The organism is Streptomyces sp. 3MP-14, from assembly GCF_006334905.2.
GTDB lineage: Bacteria > Actinomycetota > Actinomycetes > Streptomycetales > Streptomycetaceae > Streptomyces > Streptomyces triticirhizae.
In genome coordinates, this window is the sequence record NZ_VDLZ02000019.1 from 69003 (window position 1) to 84958 (window position 15956).

General features: G+C 73.0%; 11 protein-coding genes and 2 pseudogenes. 9 read left to right on the forward strand and 4 right to left on the reverse strand.

From position 1 onward, the window contains the following. Positions 1 to 60: 60 nt before the first annotated feature. The 4 genes from FH609_RS26870 (at position 61) to FH609_RS26885 (ending at position 6117) form a co-directional block, all read left to right on the forward strand. Positions 61 to 1635 carry an MFS transporter gene (locus tag FH609_RS26870; RefSeq protein ID WP_139673156.1) on the forward strand — a complete coding sequence of 525 codons (1575 nt, stop codon included), beginning with the start codon at positions 61 to 63 and terminating at the stop codon, positions 1633 to 1635. A gap of 683 nt (positions 1636 to 2318) precedes the next feature. Further along, entirely contained in the window at positions 2319 to 4127 is a 1809-nt protein-coding gene (locus FH609_RS26875; RefSeq protein ID WP_139673153.1) for a DEAD/DEAH box helicase, read from the forward strand. A 331-nt stretch (positions 4128 to 4458) separates the two neighbouring features. Continuing rightward, positions 4459 to 5103, forward strand: coding sequence for an IclR family transcriptional regulator (locus FH609_RS26880; protein WP_139673149.1), 645 nt, complete (start codon positions 4459 to 4461; stop codon positions 5101 to 5103). Positions 5104 to 5271: 168 nt separating this feature from the next. Further along, complete coding sequence (locus FH609_RS26885) at positions 5272 to 6117, forward strand: hypothetical protein (RefSeq protein WP_226961976.1); 846 nt, start codon at positions 5272 to 5274, stop codon at positions 6115 to 6117. A gap of 85 nt (positions 6118 to 6202) precedes the next feature. Here the strand turns inward: FH609_RS26885 and hppD are convergent, their stop codons facing one another. Then, a complete protein-coding gene (gene hppD / locus FH609_RS26890; protein WP_139673146.1) occupies positions 6203 to 7339 on the reverse strand; it encodes a 4-hydroxyphenylpyruvate dioxygenase in 1137 nt (378 codons plus the stop codon). A gap of 145 nt (positions 7340 to 7484) precedes the next feature. Between hppD and FH609_RS26895 the strand changes: the two are divergent. Further along, positions 7485 to 7952, forward strand: a pseudogene (locus FH609_RS26895) (Lrp/AsnC family transcriptional regulator); the annotation flags it as partial. A 363-nt stretch (positions 7953 to 8315) separates the two neighbouring features. Here the strand turns inward: FH609_RS26895 and FH609_RS26905 are convergent. Next, a pseudogene (locus tag FH609_RS26905) lies at positions 8316 to 8732 on the reverse strand (SsgA family sporulation/cell division regulator); the annotation flags it as partial. A gap of 377 nt (positions 8733 to 9109) precedes the next feature. Between FH609_RS26905 and FH609_RS31270 the strand changes: the two are divergent. Continuing rightward, a complete protein-coding gene (locus FH609_RS31270; RefSeq protein ID WP_193318075.1) occupies positions 9110 to 10948 on the forward strand; it encodes an RDD family protein in 1839 nt (612 codons plus the stop codon). Positions 10949 to 11024: 76 nt separating this feature from the next. Continuing rightward, positions 11025 to 11672: an RDD family protein gene (locus FH609_RS26925; protein ID WP_139673134.1), complete on the forward strand. Its 648-nt coding sequence runs from the start codon at positions 11025 to 11027 to the stop codon at positions 11670 to 11672. Between the two features lie 44 nt (positions 11673 to 11716). Here the strand turns inward: FH609_RS26925 and FH609_RS26930 are convergent, their stop codons facing one another. After that, complete coding sequence (locus FH609_RS26930; protein WP_139673131.1) at positions 11717 to 11980, reverse strand: hypothetical protein; 264 nt, start codon at positions 11978 to 11980, stop codon at positions 11717 to 11719. Between the two features lie 422 nt (positions 11981 to 12402). On the opposite strand from FH609_RS26930, the gene FH609_RS26935 reads away from it, so the two are divergent. Both FH609_RS26935 and FH609_RS26940 read left to right on the forward strand, forming a co-directional pair. Beyond that, entirely contained in the window at positions 12403 to 14754 is a 2352-nt protein-coding gene (locus tag FH609_RS26935; RefSeq protein ID WP_139673128.1) for an immune inhibitor A domain-containing protein, read from the forward strand. 182 nt (positions 14755 to 14936) lie between these two features. Further along, entirely contained in the window at positions 14937 to 15257 is a 321-nt protein-coding gene (locus tag FH609_RS26940) for a hypothetical protein (RefSeq protein WP_139673125.1), read from the forward strand. 27 nt (positions 15258 to 15284) lie between these two features. Here FH609_RS26940 and FH609_RS26945 read toward each other — a convergent pair whose 3' ends face one another. Continuing rightward, entirely contained in the window at positions 15285 to 15875 is a 591-nt protein-coding gene (locus FH609_RS26945) for an isochorismatase family protein (RefSeq protein ID WP_139673122.1), read from the reverse strand. Positions 15876 to 15956 lie beyond the last annotated feature (81 nt).

A 15956-nucleotide genomic window follows, 5' to 3' on the forward strand; every position in this document is an offset into this window, starting at 1 on the left:
CAGCACGTCTGGGTCCTTTATCCATAGGCAAAGGGCGGATTCGGTCCTTACCTTGGACGCATGAGACCCACCGAGGCCGCCGAGCGCGACACCGACCCGGAAGAACCCGGTCCCATCCGATCATCCGGAGGCACGGGCGGCCCCGCCCGCACCTCCGACGCCGGCCGCCACGACCCGCCCGCCGAACCGGCGGGCGGCGTGCTGTCCGCCCCCTACCGCGCCCTGACGCTGGGCTGTGTGGCGACCGTGCTGCTGATCGCCTTCGAGGCGATGGCGGTGGGCACGGCGATGCCGGCCGCCGCCGAGGCGCTGAACGGGGTCTCGCTCTACGCGTTCGCGTTCTCGGCGTTCTTCACCACCAGCCTGCTGGGCATGTCGGTCGCCGGGCAGTGGTGCGACCGGTCGGGGCCGCTGGCGCCGGTGCTGGCCGGGATAGCGACCTTCGCGCTGGGGCTGCTGTTCTCCGGGACCGCCCAGTCGATGTGGGTCTTCGTGGTCGGCCGGGCGTTCCAGGGCGTGGGCGGCGGGCTGGTGATCGTGGCGCTCTACGTCACGGTCCGGCTGGCCTTCCCCGAGCGGCTGCGGCCGGCCGCGCTGGCCGCGTTCTCGGCGTCCTGGGTGGTGCCCTCGATGGTGGGCCCGGTGATCGCCGGCACCATCACCGAACAGCTGGGCTGGCGTTGGGTGTTCCTCGGGATCACGGTGCTGGTGGTGCTGCCGCTGCTGGTGCTGGTCCCGGCGCTGCGGCGGTCGGCCTCGGGGCCGCCGGAGGGCGCGTCGCGGACGCTGGACCGCCGCCGGCTGCGGCTCGCCGTCGCCGTGGCGCTGGGAGCGGGGCTGCTCCAGTACGGCGGGCAGGAGCTGCGCTGGGTCTCGCTGCTGCCGGTGGCCGTCGGGCTGGCGCTGCTGGCGCCTTCGGCGGCGCGGCTGCTGCCGGCCGGAACGTTCCGGCTCAGGCGCGGGCTGCCGTCGGTGATCGCGCTGCGCGGGGTGATCTCCGCCGCCTACCTGTCGACGCAGACGTTCCTGCCGCTGCTGCTGGTCACCCAGCGGGATCTCTCCTACACCCAGGCCGGGTTGTCGCTGGCCGCGTCCGGCGCGACCTGGGCGGTCGGCTCCTGGGCGCAGTCCCGGCCGTGGGCCGAGCCGCACCGCCTCAAGCTGGTCCGGCTGGGAACGCTGCTGATCACGCTAGGCGTCGGCACCACGCCGCTGGTGCTGCTCGACGCGGTGCCGGTGTGGCTGCCGGTGGTGACGCTGGGCGTGGGCGCGTTCGGGATGGGGTTCGTGGTGTCGACGGTCGGCGTGCTGGTGCTGCGCTTCTCCACCCCGAAGGAGGCGGGCGGCAACGTCGCTTCGCTGCAACTGTGCGACAGCCTCGCCAACGTGGTGATGCTGACCACCGTCGGCTCCCTCTTCGCCGCGCTCGGCGGCGACGCGTCGGCCGCCGCCGGCCACGCGGCGGAGACCACCGCCGCCTCGGCGGTGGGCCCGGGCGCGTTCGTCGCGGTCTACGCGGCGACGCTGACCGCCGCGTTGCTGAGCATCGCGGTCGGCGGCCGCCTCGGCCCTGCCCGGGGAAGCCCTGCCGGGGGAAGCCCCGCCGGGCGGGCTCGGGGAGACGGCGGGGGCTGATGTCGTCGAACGGGTGCCGGTACGTGGCGTTGCCAACGCGCACGCGGAGTTGCCGACCGCATCACCCGCGCCCGTGGGGGGTTTGGGGGCGCGAGTAACTGTCGTGGGCGGGTGCTCGACGACGCACCTGGTCACGCCTCATGGTTGTCGTCTGCGGTGAGTCCCAGATCACCCGCGCCGTTCCCCGCGCCCCTTGGGGGGTTGGGGGCCGTGAGCAACTGCCGCGAGTAGCGGTCGTGGGCCTGCACGCTCCGGATCACCCGCGCCCCGTGGGGGGTTTGGGGGCGCGGGGAGCTGCGCGAGTAACTGTCGTGGGTCGGTGCTCGACGACGCACCTGGTCACGCTTCATGGTTGTCGTCTGCGGTGAGTCCCGGATCACCCGCGCCGTTCCCCGCGCCCCTTGGGGGGTGGGGGGCGTGAGCAACTGTCGCGAGTAGCGGTCGTGGGCTTGCACGCTCCGGATCACCTGCGCCCGTGGGGGGTTTGGGGGCGCGGGGAACTGCGCGAGTAACTGTCGTGGGCGGGTGCTCGACGACGCACGCGGGCCCCCCGCGAGGCCCCCCGGGGGCGCCCCCGGGGCGCCTCCCGGGGCCGAGCCCCCGCCTCGCCAGCGCAGCGCCCCGGGGAGCGGATAGGCTCGGTGGGTCCGACCGCGAACGCCTCGAACCCCGCCCCGGAGACCGTGAGTACCACGCAACCGTCCGCCTCGCCGGCCGCCGCCCACTCCTCCCATCTCTCCCCGGCCTTCCCCGGGCGCGCGCCCTGGGGCACGGCCAGCAAGCTCCGCGCCTGGCAGCAGGGCGCGATGGACGAGTATCTGCGCACCCAGCCGCGGGACTTCCTCGCCGTGGCGACGCCGGGCGCCGGCAAGACGACCTTCGCGCTGACGCTCGCCTCCTGGCTGCTGCACCACCACGTCGTCCAGCAGGTCACGGTCGTCGCGCCGACCGAGCACCTGAAGACGCAGTGGGCGGAGGCCGCCGCCCGGATAGGCATCAGGCTCGACCCGGAGTACAGCGCCGGCCCGCTCGGCCGTTCGTTCCACGGGATCGCCGTCACCTACGCCGGCGTCGGCGTGCGCCCGATGCTGCACCGCAACCGCTGCGAGCAGCGGAAGACGCTGGTGATCCTCGACGAGATCCACCACGCCGGCGACTCCCGTTCCTGGGGCGAGGCGTGCCTGGAGGCGTTCGAACCGGCGACGCGGCGGCTGGCGTTGACGGGCACGCCGTTCCGTTCGGACACCAACCCGATCCCGTTCGTCGCCTACGCCGAGGGTGTCGACGGGGTGCGTCGCTCGGTCGCCGACTACACGTACGGCTATGGCAACGCGCTGGCCGACGGCGTGGTGCGGCCGGTGATCTTCCTCTCCTACAGCGGCAACATGCGCTGGCGGACCAAGGCCGGCGACGAGGTGGCGGCGCGGCTCGGCGAGCCGATGACGAGGGACGCGATCTCGCAGGCGTGGCGCACCGCGCTGGACCCGAGGGGCGAGTGGATGCCGGCGGTGCTGCGCGCCGCCGACCAGCGGCTGCGGGAGGTGCGTCGGTCCATCCACGACGCGGGCGGTCTGGTCATCGCCAGCGACCAGGAGTCCGCCCGCGCCTACGCCAAGCTGCTGCGCGAGATCACCGGCGAGTCGGCGACGCTGGTGCTCTCCGACGACGCGGGCGCCTCGGGCCGGATCGAGGAGTTCCGGGCGTCGGACGACCGGTGGATGGTCGCGGTGCGGATGGTGTCCGAGGGCGTGGACGTGCCCCGGCTGGCGGTCGGCGTCTACGCGACGACGATCTCGACGCCGCTGTTCTTCGCCCAGGCCGTGGGGCGTTTCGTGCGGTCGCGGCGGCGCGGCGAGACGGCCTCGGTCTTCCTGCCGACGATTCCCCAGCTGTTGGGCTTCGCGCACGAGCTGGAGCTGGAGCGCGACCATGTGCTGGACAAGCCGAAGGGCAAGGAGGACGAGGACCCGTTCGCCGAGGAGGCGGCGCTGCTGGCCGAGGCCGAGCGGGAACGGGACGAGCCGGGCGACGAGGAGCAACTCCCGTTCGAGGCGCTGGAGTCGGACGCGGTCTTCGACCGGGTGATGTACGACGGCGCCGAGTTCGGGATGCAGGCGCACCCGGGCAGCGAGGAGGAACAGGACTATCTGGGCATTCCGGGGCTGTTGGAGCCGGACCAGGTGCAGATGTTGCTCCAGAAGCGCCAGGCGCGGCAGATCGCGCACAGCCGCCGGAAGCCGGACGCCGAGGCCGACCTGATCGAGCTGCCGGCCGAGCGGCGCCCTGTGGTCACCCACAAGGAGCTGATGGAGCTGCGGCGCGAGCTGAACTCGCTGGTGGGCGCCTACTCCCACCAGTCGGGGAAGCCACACGGGGTGATCCACACCGAGCTGCGCCGGGCCTGCGGCGGTCCGGTCACGGCCGAGGCGACGGCCGGGCAGTTGGAGCAGCGGATGCGCAAGGTGCGGGAGTGGGCCACCCGGATGCGGTGAGCCCGGCGGGGCGGGACGGGTTCGCGGGGGCCCGTGTGACCTTGGACGCACGCCCGGAGAACGCCCGACTCGCGGGTCAGGAAGGTGAGTTATGGCGTTTTTTCGGGCGGAACGGCCGGCCGCCGCTCGGATTCTGGACAGCCTCTTCCGCTGAGCGGTAACTCTGGATACATTTCCGGACACGCGTACACCCCGGGTGGCAGAGCCGCCTCCGGGACGTGCTGCCGGCTTGTGCTACTTGGCAACCGCGACCGTTGGCCCACGCGCGTGCCGCGGCCGGGTCGGGCGACGCGGGCTCGGGGGCGGCGGGCTCACCTGAGAAGGGGGCGTCGTGACCACGGAGACCTCTCAGACGCTCGATCGAGGACTGCGAGTCCTCAAACTCCTGGCAGAAACCGATCACGGATTGACCGTGACCGAACTGTCCCGTCGACTCGGCGTCAACCGGACGGTCGTCTACCGGTTGATAGCCACCCTGGAACAACACGCCCTGGTGCGCCGCGACGCCGGCGGCCGGGCCAGGGTCGGGATCGGCGTGCTCGGCCTGGGCCGCCAGGTGCACCCCCTGGTGCGGGACGCGGCGCTGCCGGCGCTGCGCTCGCTCGCCGAGGAGCTGGGCGCCACCGCCCATCTGACCGTCGTTGACGGCACGGACGCGCTGGCCATCGCCGTGGTCGAGCCGACGTGGACGGACTACCACGTCGCCTACCGCACGGGTTTCCGGCATCCGCTGGAGCGCGGGGCGGCCGGCCGGGCGATCCTCACCCGCCGCTGCAAGGACATCGACAACGAGGACGGATTCGTCGCCACCCACGGGGAGTTGGAGGCCGGAGCCAGCGGGGCGGCGGCGCCGCTGCCGGCGGAGTGCGGGGTTGAGGGCAGCGTCGGCGTGGTGATGCTGAGCGAGACCGTGCCGCCCGAGGTCGGCCCCCGGGTGATCAAGGCGGCCAGGGAGGTCGCGGACGCGCTGCGCTGAGCGGACGCGGCGCGTCGAGCGGACGCGCCGCGCTGAGCCGCCGCGTTGTGCTGAGCGGACGCCGCGCGCCGGCGCTCGCACGTTCCGCGGGCTCTCCGCCGTCACCGCCGGCCGTGCGGCCGGAGGCTCGGGCCGGAACGCGGCGTCCGCTGCGTTAGATTCGCTGCCATGCCCGCAGCGCCGGCCGCATCGAAGGCCACCCCCGACTCAGCCGACCCCGCACCGTCCGAGCGCCGCAGGCGCCGGGTGCTCGCGGGCTGCGGCGTGGCGTTCGCCGCGCTGCTCGCGGTGGCCGCGCTGGCGCCGCTGCCGTTCGCGGTGACCGAGCCGGGGATGACGGCCGACGTGCTGGGCGAGCACGACGGCTCCCCGGTGATCCGGATCGAGGGCGCCGAAACCCTGCCCAGCGCGGGCGAGTTGCGGATGACCACCATCAACGCGACCTCGCCCGACGCCACCGTGCGGCTGGCCGACGTGATCGGCGGCTACTTCGCCGACGACCGCGCGGTGCTGCCACGGGAGTCCGTCTACCCGGTGGGCGACTCGCCGGAGGAGATCAGGGACCACAACGAGGAGCAGATGCGCTCCTCCCAGGACGCGGCCGTGACGGCGGCGTTGGGCTATCTCGGCCGCTCGGACGAGGGCGTCGAGGTGGAGCTGAACCTCTCCGACGTCGGCGGCCCCAGCGCCGGGCTGCTCTTCTCGCTGGGCGTGGTCGCGCTGTTGGACGGCGACGGCTCGGGCGGCGACCTCACCGGCGGCGAGGTGATCGCCGGCACCGGCACCATCGACGCCGAGGGGCGGGTGGGTGCGGTCGGCGGCGTTCCGTTGAAGACCCACGCGGCCAGGGACGACGGCGCGACCGTGTTCCTGGTGCCGCGCGACGAGTGCTCGGCGGCCGAGGGCAACGCGCCCGACGGGCTGCGGCTGGTCCCCGTCGAGACCCTGGAGGGCGCGGTGGACAGCCTGCGCGCGCTGGCCTCGGGCGACGACGGCGCGGTCCCCGCCTGCTGAGCGGCGAGCCCCGAACGCCAGGACCGGAGACGGAAACCGCCCCCGCGAGTGCAGGTCGCGGGGGCGGTTGTGGGGGGTGGTGTAGTTACAGATTCCCCCGCCGCGCCTGTTCACGCTCGATTGCCTCGAAGAGAGCTTTGAAGTTCCCTTTTCCGAATCCCATCGACCCGTGCCGTTCGATCAACTCGAAGAAGACCGTCGGCCGATCCTGTACCGGCTTGGTGAAGATCTGCAACAGGTAGCCGTCCTCGTCCCGGTCGGCCAGCACCCGGTGTTCGCGCAGCGTCTCCACCGGCACCCGCGTCTCGCCCACCCAGGAGCCGAGTTCGTCGTAGTAGGAGTCGGGAACGCCCAGGAACTCCACGCCCGCCGCGCGCATCGCGGCGACCGTGGCGACGATGTCGTTGGTGGCCAGCGCGATGTGCTGGACGCCGGGCCCGCCGTAGAACTCCAGGTACTCGTCGATCTGTGACTTCTTCCGGCCCGGCGCGGGCTCGTTGATCGGGAACTTCACCTTCCGCGAGCCGTCGGCGACCACCTTGGACATCAGCGCCGAGTACTCGGTCGCGATGTCGTCGCCGACGAACTCCTTCATGTTGGTGAAGCCCATCACCCGCTGGTAGAACTCCACCCACTCGTTCATCCGACCCAGTTCGACATTGCCCACGCAGTGGTCGACCGCCTGGAAGAAGCGCCGCTCGGGGCGGGCGACCAGCGGTCCTGCCGGGACGTAGCCGGGCAGGTAGGGGCCCTTGTAGTCGCCGCGTTCCACCAGGGTGTGGCGGGTCTCGCCATAGGTGGCGACGGCGGCGAGCACCACCGTGCCGTTCTCGTCGGAGAACTCCTCCGGTTCCGCCAGCGGCCGGGCGCCCTGGGCGGTCGCGTGCGCGAACGCGGCCCTGGCGTCCGGCACCTCGATCGCCAGGTCGACCACGCCGTCGCCGTGCTCGGCGACATGCCGGGCCAGCCGGTGGCCCTCCGCGCTCTCCGGCCTGATCACCGAGGTCAGCACGAAGCGGGCGCCGCCCGACTCCAGGACGTAGGAGGCGAGTTCGGGGCTGCCGTGCTCGGGGCCCCGGTAGGCGACGAGGGTCATCCCGAACGCCGTGGAGTAGTAGTGCGCCGCCTGTTTGGCGTTGCCCACCGCGAAGACCACCGCGTCCATGCCCCGCACGGGGAACGGGTCGTGCTCGCGGGCCTCGTTGCTTGTGTGCGCAGTCATGCTCGAAGGGTGCGCCCGTCCTGCACTCTGTGCAATAGTTGGCGCTTTCTCTGGGCATGTTGTGCAGTGTGTCCCGGGGTTCGGGGGACGTTCCGTACAGGATGCCCAGGGCCGGTGGGCCCGTGGTGCGGGAGGGGCGTGAGGGATGGCGATCGACGCGTTGGACGCCCGGCTGATCGAGCTGTTGGCGCGCGAGCCGCGCATCGGCGTGCTGGAGGCCAGCCGCCGGCTCGGGGTCGCGCGCGGCACCGCGCAGGCGCGCCTGGAGAAGCTGCGCGCCCGGGGCGTGATCAGGGGCTTCGGCCCGGAGATCGACCCGGCGGCCATCGGCTTCCCGGTCACCGCCTTCGTCACCCTGGAGATCACCCAGGGCGTGGGCGAACGGGTCCGCCGCCACCTCAGCCGGGTCCCCGAGGTGCTGGAACTCCACACCATCACCGGCCAGGGCGACCTGCTGTGCCGGCTGGTGGCCCGCTCCAACGAGGACCTCCAGCGGGTGATCGACCAGGTCGTGGGCTTTCCCGGCATCGTGCGTTCCTCGACCGTGATCGCGCTCTCCCACCCGGTGCCGCTGCGGATGATCCCGCTGGTGCGGCACGCGGCGGCGGGCTCAGCCGGCGGCGTCGGCGGGGTCGTCGCCGCCCCGCTCGGGGAGGTCGACGGCGGGGTCGGCGAGCGCGCCGACGTCGGGCAGCCCGCCGAGGTCGCCGAGGTCGGCGAGGTCGGCGAGGTCGCCCAGCGGAACGAGGTCGCGCCGGCCGGGGAGGAGGTCGCCGGCGGCGCGCCGGCCCGGGTCGGGGAGCCCGAGCAGGTCGGTGAGGTCGGCCAGGTCGCCGAGGTCGGCCAGCCGCGCCGGGTCCGCCGGCCTCGACGGTAGCTCCGAGCTGCCCTCGGGCTCGGCGGCCCGTTCGTGCCGCGCCTCGGGCTCGGACCGCTCGGCGAACCCGGCGAACCCGGGGTGCTCGGCGAACGGGGCCGCCAGCAGGGCCGCCAACTCCGCGTCCAGATCGCCCTCCCGCCCCTCCCGTCCCGGCGGCACCACCCGCATGGTGCGTTCCAGCCAGGCCGCGACGGTGTGCGCGGGAATCCTCAGCAGCGCGTCGCCGTCGGGCGAGCGCAACGACAGACAGATCCGGGTCCCCCACGGCTGGTACTCCTCGGGCGCTTCGGGCCACACCCGCACGTCCCCCTGCCCCGCCGGCCGGAAGACGCCCTCGACCAGCAACTCCCTGGCGAAGGTCCAGTGCACGGGCGAGTCCGAGCCGATGTGGAAGGTGATGTGCACGGCGAAGGGGTCGTCCGAGCGGTAGGTGAGCCGGGCGGGGACGGGGATGCTGCGGTCGGCGGAGAGCACCAACTGGATGTCCAGCTCCCGCTCGATGATGGTCTGCATGGTCAAGACCCCCTTGATCTCGGGTTGTTCCCAGGTCCGTTCCTTCGGGCCGCCGAGGGCGCCGCGCGGCGGCCGGTTGGCGCCGCTGTGGGGAGGAGAGGGGGAGGTGCGGCGACTCTTACGCGGGTTCGCCGGACTTTTTCTCCACGGTTCCCGCGCCGGGGAGGCGGCGGGGGCGTCAACGGGCCACCGGGCGACGGGAGTCGGGCGCTGGCGCGGGCACTTGAGGTGCCTCGGTTCCCCGGTCGCCACGGCTGTTGGTTAGGGTCCGTGGTACGACAGACTGATGGGGGATACCGCCGTTCGCGCGGCGACGTAGCATCGTATCCCGCAGCGACCATCAGCACGATGCACGGACGAGGAGATTCGGCCCGCCTATGAGCCTCCCACCCGCAGGAAACGCCAGCGGCGGCCCGGGGCCCAACTGGTATCCCGACCCGTCCATTCCGGGCTACATCCGGTACTGGGACGGCCAGACCTGGGTCGCCGGCAGCAGCCGGCCCGAGCCCAGGGAAGGCGAGCCCCTGCCCGCGCCGCCGACGGCGGGCGCCTCCTCGGTCCCGCCGGCGCAGGGCGACCAGAACGCCAGGGGAGCGCTGCCCGTCCGGCAGAACCGCGCCGAGATCGCCGCCAGTCGCGACCAGCACGTGGGCGGGGGCCGGCCGGACGAGGACGTGAGCACCTCACCGGTGGCCGCCGCCGGGCGCGTTGACCCCAGGGGCCAGTTCGTGCGGACCCCGTCCGAGGGCTCGGAGCCGCCGCCGGCCGTGCCCCAGCAGTCGGGCGGCCGGCCGAAGGACAAGCCGGAGAGCCGCAACGAGCAGACCTTCGGCCTGCGCCAGGCGGACCTTCCCCAGCAGCGGCCCCCGGCGGCGGGCTCGAACGCCCCGGCCGCGAATGCTCCGGCCGGTGGTCCGGCCGCTGGTCCTCCGGGACTTGGCCTGCCGGGGACGCCGAGCGCCGCCAACGCGGCGACGGCGCCGTCCGGTTCGCCGCAGCCGCAGCCGCAGCCGCAGCCGCCGGCGTCCGCCGCGCCGCAGCAGCCGCCGGCCGCGAATCCTCCGGCCGGTGGTCCGGCCGGTGGTCCTCCGGGACTTGGCCTGCCGGGGACGCCGAGCCCCGCCAACGCGGCCGCCCCGCCCGCCGGTTCGGGCGCGCCCGGGCAGCAGCAGCAGGCCGGGCAACCCCCGCAGCAGGGCTACGGCTTCCCGCCGCCCGGCGCCGGCCAGCCCGCCCCGGGCCAGCCCAGCCCCGCCCAGGGCGTTCCGCAGCCGCACCAGATCTTCCCGCCCCAGGCCGGCCAGCCGGGCCAGCCGGGTCAGCCGGCCCCTGGCCAGCAGGGCGGCGGCTACGGTTTCCCGCCTCCCGGCGGTCAGCCGGGTCAGCCGGCCCCCGGCCAGCCCGGTGGCTACGGTTTCCCACCCCAGGCCGGCCAGCCGGGTCAGCCGGGTCAGCCGGCCCCTGGCCAGCAGGGCGGCGGCTACGGTTTCCCGCCTCCCGGCGGCCAGCCCGGTCCGCCGGCCCCCGGCCAGCAGCCCGGTGGCTACGGCTACCCGCCGCAGGCCGGGGGGCCCGGCGGTCAGCCGGCCCCCGGGCAACCCCAGCAGCCGCACGCGCAGTCGGCGTACCTCCAGTCCCACGAGGGCGCGCCGCTGACGATGATGGCGCGGTTCACCGACCCGGAGCAGATGTACCCCGCGTCGCCCGGCAAGCGGCTCTTCGCCCGGATCATCGACTCCATCCTCCCGCTCGGCGGCGCCGCCGCCCTCGCCGTCCCGCTGCTGAGCGAGGCCAGCGACCACATCAGCGACCGGATCGACGCCATCGAGCGGGCCGGCGTCAACGAGACGGTGTGGCTGATCGACGGCACCACCGGCGGCTATCTCGCCATGGTGCTCGGGGTGTTCCTCGGCGTCGGCCTGCTCTTCGAGGTGCTGCCCGTCGCGCTGTGGGGCACCACCCTGGGCAAGGCGATGCTCGGTCTCAAGGTCCTGGACATGGAGCGGCAGGAGCCGCCCTCGTTCGGCCGGGCGATCAACCGATGGCTGGTCTACAACCTGTTGTCGCTGGTGCTGGTCGGGATCGTCAACATGATCCTGGCCGTCCGGGACCAACCCTGGCGACAGGGCTGGCACGACAAGGCGGCGCACACCTTCGTCGCGGGCAAGGGCGGTCCACCGGCGGCCGCCGCTGACCCGGTCGGCCCAGCGCAGTAGCCCCGACGCCCGCCCGTTACCCCCATACGCCGCCGCCCGGATGCGGTGCCGCCGGGGCCGGGGTGGACTCGCTGCCATGAGCAGCGAGCAGCCCCAGCCAGGCCCCGGCGGTGAGCCGGAGCGGAATCGGCCCTTCGACCCGGCCCAGTCCAGCGAGTCCGGGCTGCCGCCCGCGCCGCCACCCCCCGCCAGCGGCGACACCACGGGGGTGCCGGGCGGCGGCCGTTACCCCGAGTCCCCCTACGGCGGCCCGCAGGGCGCGGCCGACCCGTTGGCCGGGATGCCGCCGCTGCCCTCCAGGTGGCGCCGGCTGGTGGCGCGGATCATCGACACGCTGATCGTCGGCATCCCGGTGACGCTGATCCTCTGGCCGTTCGCCGGCACCTACGACTTCGACGACGGCGGCGGCAACGGCGGCTCCTACGGCCGGCAGGCCGTGGTGCTGCTGGTCTACTTCGTCTACGAGGCGCTGATGCTCTCCGCCCGGGGCCAGACGCTCGGCAAGATGGCCATGAAGATCCGGGTCGCGATGCTGGCCGACGGCTCCGTGCCGCGCGGCAGCGCGGGCTGGCTGCGCGCCGGCGTCTACTCGCTGCCGCAGCTGCTGCCCTGCGTGGGCTTCGTCTTCTGGCTGGTCAACGTGCTCTTCTGCACCTGGGACCAGCCCTACCGGCAGTGTCTGCACGACAAGGCGGCGAGGACCGTGGTGGTCTCCACCGCCTGATGTCGCATCCGGTCGCGCACCTGGCGCGCGAACGTGGCGTTCGTTCAGACCCGGACGCGGTCGCGCGCGGCGGCGCGGGCCGGTGCCGGGGCGGGGCGCGGTGGCGTCGCCGGCTCGGGCTCGGGCGCGACGGCCCGGCGCCTGGACCCGACGAGCAGCGCCACCACGGTGCCGGCGACGAGCGCGCCGGCGGCGATCAACAGCGAAGCGACCCCGGGGTTCTCGGGGGCTAACGCCAGCAGCAGGAGGGTGAGGGAGACGACGGTGACCGAACCGTAGACAGTCTGCACGGGGGTCGGGTGCGGCATGGCGGTTTCCGTCCTCGGATGGAGTGCTGTAGCCGTCGGGAGAGGCAGGGGGGTGACCTCTCTCGAACGACTCTACGAGCCTCGATGCCCGTCCGGCGAGTTGAGTAAGCCTCCGGCTCATGCCAGCGGGAAGCACAGGGGGGCGCACCGGGTCATCGCCCGGGAACAACGGGCCGCGAAGGGGAGCGCTCCCGGGAACGGAGGGCGGCGCCGGACGGGCCGTCACGGATCAACCGGATCAACCGGACCGACGGCGGGCGCACCAGGGAGGCCCGAGCGACGCACGACAGGCCGTCGAAAAACGCTAGTTGGCCACGGAGTTCGAATCAAGGGCTGTCTTTTTCTGTCTTACTCATGTCAAATGCGTCCCGTTAGCACACTGCGACAACACACTGCGGGCGCAGGGGAGGACTGGCGAACAGGTGAAGCTAGGAAAGAGATCCACGAGATCCACGACCGCCGCCGTGGCGACGGCCATCGCCGCGCTCGGTGCGGCGGCACTGGTGCCCGTCGGGACCGCGCAGGCCCAGCAGCCGCCGGCCGACGAGGGCGCCGGGCCCCAGGACCAGCGATTCAGCGCCGCCGAACCGGAGTTGGAGAACCCGCTGGCCGAGAAGCGCGAGGCGCAGCGGCAGCAGGCGTTCCAGCGGTTGATCGCGGGCGAGTCCAGCCCGCGCACGCTGGGCGGCTCCGAGGTGGTGGAGCTGAGCGAGGGCGAGTTCGTCGAGGTGGCCACCACCGGCACCGACAAGATCTTCACCGTGCTGGTGGAGTTCGGCGACGAGGTCGACCCCGAGTACGGCGGCACGCCCGGGCCCCGCGTCAACGAGATAGCGGAGCCCGACCGGGAGAACGACAACTCCACCATCTGGCAGGAGGACTTCGACCGGCAGTACTACGAGGACATCTACTACTCGGAGGACCCCGAAGTACCGTCCGTCAAGCAGTACTTCGAGCGCCAGTCCTCGGGGCAGTACACCGTGGACGGCCTGGTGACCGACTGGGTCAGGGTCGACTACAACGAGGCCAGGTACGGCACCAACGCCTGTGGCGACAACGTCTGCCCCGAGGTCTGGGACGTCGTCACCGACGGCGTCAACGCCTGGTACGAGGACCAGCTCGCGGCCGGGGCCAGCCCGGAGGAGGTCGCCGCGACGCTCGCCGAGTACGACGTACAGGACCGCTACGACTACGACGGCGACGGCGACTTCAACGAGCCGGACGGCTATCTGGACCACTTCCAGATCGTGCACGCCGGCGAGGACGAGTCGGCCGGCGGCGGCGCGCAGGGCGAGGACGCCATCTGGGCGCACCGCTGGTACGCGTTCGCCGACCAGATCGGCACCACAGGGCCCGAGCACAACCCGGCCGGCGGCACCCAGGTCGCCGACACCGGCCTGTGGGTCGGCGACTACACCATCCAGCCGGAGAACGGCGGAGTCGGCGTCTTCGCCCACGAGTTCGCCCACGACCTCGGGCTGCCCGACCTCTACGACACGGCCGGCGGCGAGAACGGCACCGCCTTCTGGTCCGCCATGTCCTCCGGCTCCTGGCTGAGCCTGGGCGAGGGCGCCATCGGCACCCTGCCCAACGACATGGGCTCCTGGGAGAAGCTGCAACTCGGCTGGCTGGACTACGAGGTGGCGCAGGCCGCGAGTACCTCGCTGCACCTGGTCGGCCCCTCCAGCGAGGTCTACCCGCAGCGCGGCAACACCCAGGCCGTGATCGTCGAGCTGCCGGAGAAGACCGTCACCCACGAGATCGCCGAGCCCGCCGAGGGCGAGGCACAGTGGTGGAGCGGCTCGGGCGACGACCTGAGCAACACGCTCACCCGCACGGTGGACCTCACCGGCGCGTCAACCGCCTCGCTGGACCTGACCGGTTGGTGGAACATCGAGGAGGGCTACGACAACCTCTATGTCGAGGCCTCCACCGGCGGCGCGTGGACCCCGCTGGAGGGCACCGCCGACGGCGAGCCGCTGCCGCAGGACAGCGCGGGTCGTTCCGTGGTGACCGGCGTCTCGGACGGCCACCAGGCCCTGTCGTTCCCGCTGGACGCCTACGCGGGCGCCAGCGTGGACCTCAGGTTCCGCTACCAGACCGACGGCGGGCTGGCGGAGATCGGCTTCACCGCCGACGAGATCACCGTGACCGCCGACGGCGAGGTCGTGTTCAGCGACAACGCCGAGGAGGGCGAGGGCGACTGGGAGGCCGACGGCTTCTCCGTGGTCGGCGCCTCGGTCACCGACGACTATCCGCAGTACTACATCGTGGAGAACCGCCAGTACGTCGGCTACGACGAGACGTTGGAGAGCGGCCCGTACAACTTCAGCTGGCTCACCGACCGTCCGGACTGGGTGGAGCACTACTCCTACGAGAACGGCATGTTGGTGTGGCTGTGGGACACCTCGCAGAGCGACAACAACACCAGCCAGCACCCGGGCGAGGGCCTGATCCTGCCGGTGGACGCGCACCCGACGTCCGAGACCTGGTCGGACGGGACGACGATCCGCAACCGCATCCAGTCGCGGGACGCCACCTTCGGCCGGTCGGACACGGCCGAGTTGACGCTCCATCTGGACGGCGAGCCGACCACGCTGCCGAGCCAGGACGCGGCCCGCGCCTTCGACGACCGGAGGGGCGAGTACTGGGACGAGGCGAACCCGGGCAACAGCGTGATCGTTCCGGACACCAACACCCGGATCTCGGTCCTCGTCGAGCCCAGGAGAGGCACCCAGCCGCTCGTCGTCCTGGTCTCCAAGAGCGGCCGCTGAGCGGAGACGGACGGTGCTGTCGCGTTCACGTTCCGTCGACATCTGACGGACGCTGATGTGACGAACTAGAAAACCGCAGGTCAGAGCATGTATCGGCCGCCGCCCCTCGACGGGCGGCGGCCGATCGCGTAAGGATGTCGTAAGTCCATCCTCGAAGGAGAACGAACCGGGAAAGGTGTCTGATGGCCAACGGAGGGTTTGTGCGGCTGCCCGATGGCAGCGTCGTCGTCGCGCTCACCGTGCCCAGGCCCGACGCGTCGGGCCGGACGGTGCGGGTGCTGGTCCACGCCGTGAACCGCCCCAGGGCGCTCACCCGGCTGCGGAACCTGGGCCTGCGCGCCGTCTATCTGCGGGGCAACGCGGCCCCGCCCACCCCGGACGAGATCTCCGCCGTGCTGCACCACCCGGAGGGCGTCGTCTGGCGCTCCGCGCCCTGCGGCCTCACCGAGAGCTGGCACCCGATGACGCATCTGTTCCGCTCGGCCACCCGGCTGGCCAGCTGACCCGGCCCGCCCGGGGAGCCCCGCCGGTCAGGCCCTGACGACCGGGGTGCCCGTCAGCTCCACGCCGGCCTCGCCCAGCTCCGCCAGCGCCGCGTCCACGGAGGGCCGCGCCACCCCGGCGGTCAGGCTCAGCAGCACCCGGGTGCGGAAGCCGGCCCGCTCCGCGTCCAGCGCGGTGGCCCGCACGCAGTGGTCGGTGGCGATGCCCACCACGTCCACCTCGGTGACCTCCCGGGCGCGCAGCCAGTCCGCCAGCCCGGTGCCCGACTCGTCGTGGCCCTCGAAGCCGCTGTAGGCGGCCTCGTAGGCGCCCTTGTCGAAGCAGGCCTCGACGGCGCCGGAAGCGACGGCGGGAGCGAAGTTCGGGTGGAAGCCGACGCCCTCGGTGCCGGCCACGCAGTGGCGCGGCCAGCTGTGCTGGAAGTCGGGATCGGCCGAGAAGTGATCACCGGGGGAGATGTGCCGGTCGCGGGTGGCCACCACATGGCGGTACCCGGCCGTCGAGGCGGCGATCAGGTCGGTGATCGCCGCCGCCACATCGGCGCCGCCGGCGACGGCGAGGCTGCCCCCCTCGCAGAAGTCGTTCTGCACATCGACGACGATCAGCGCGCGGTGCATCGGGACCACCTTCGTGAGGTTCGTGGAGGTTCGTGGGTTCGGTTGCGACGTTCCCCGGCCGTGCCCGCCGGGCGACCGGGG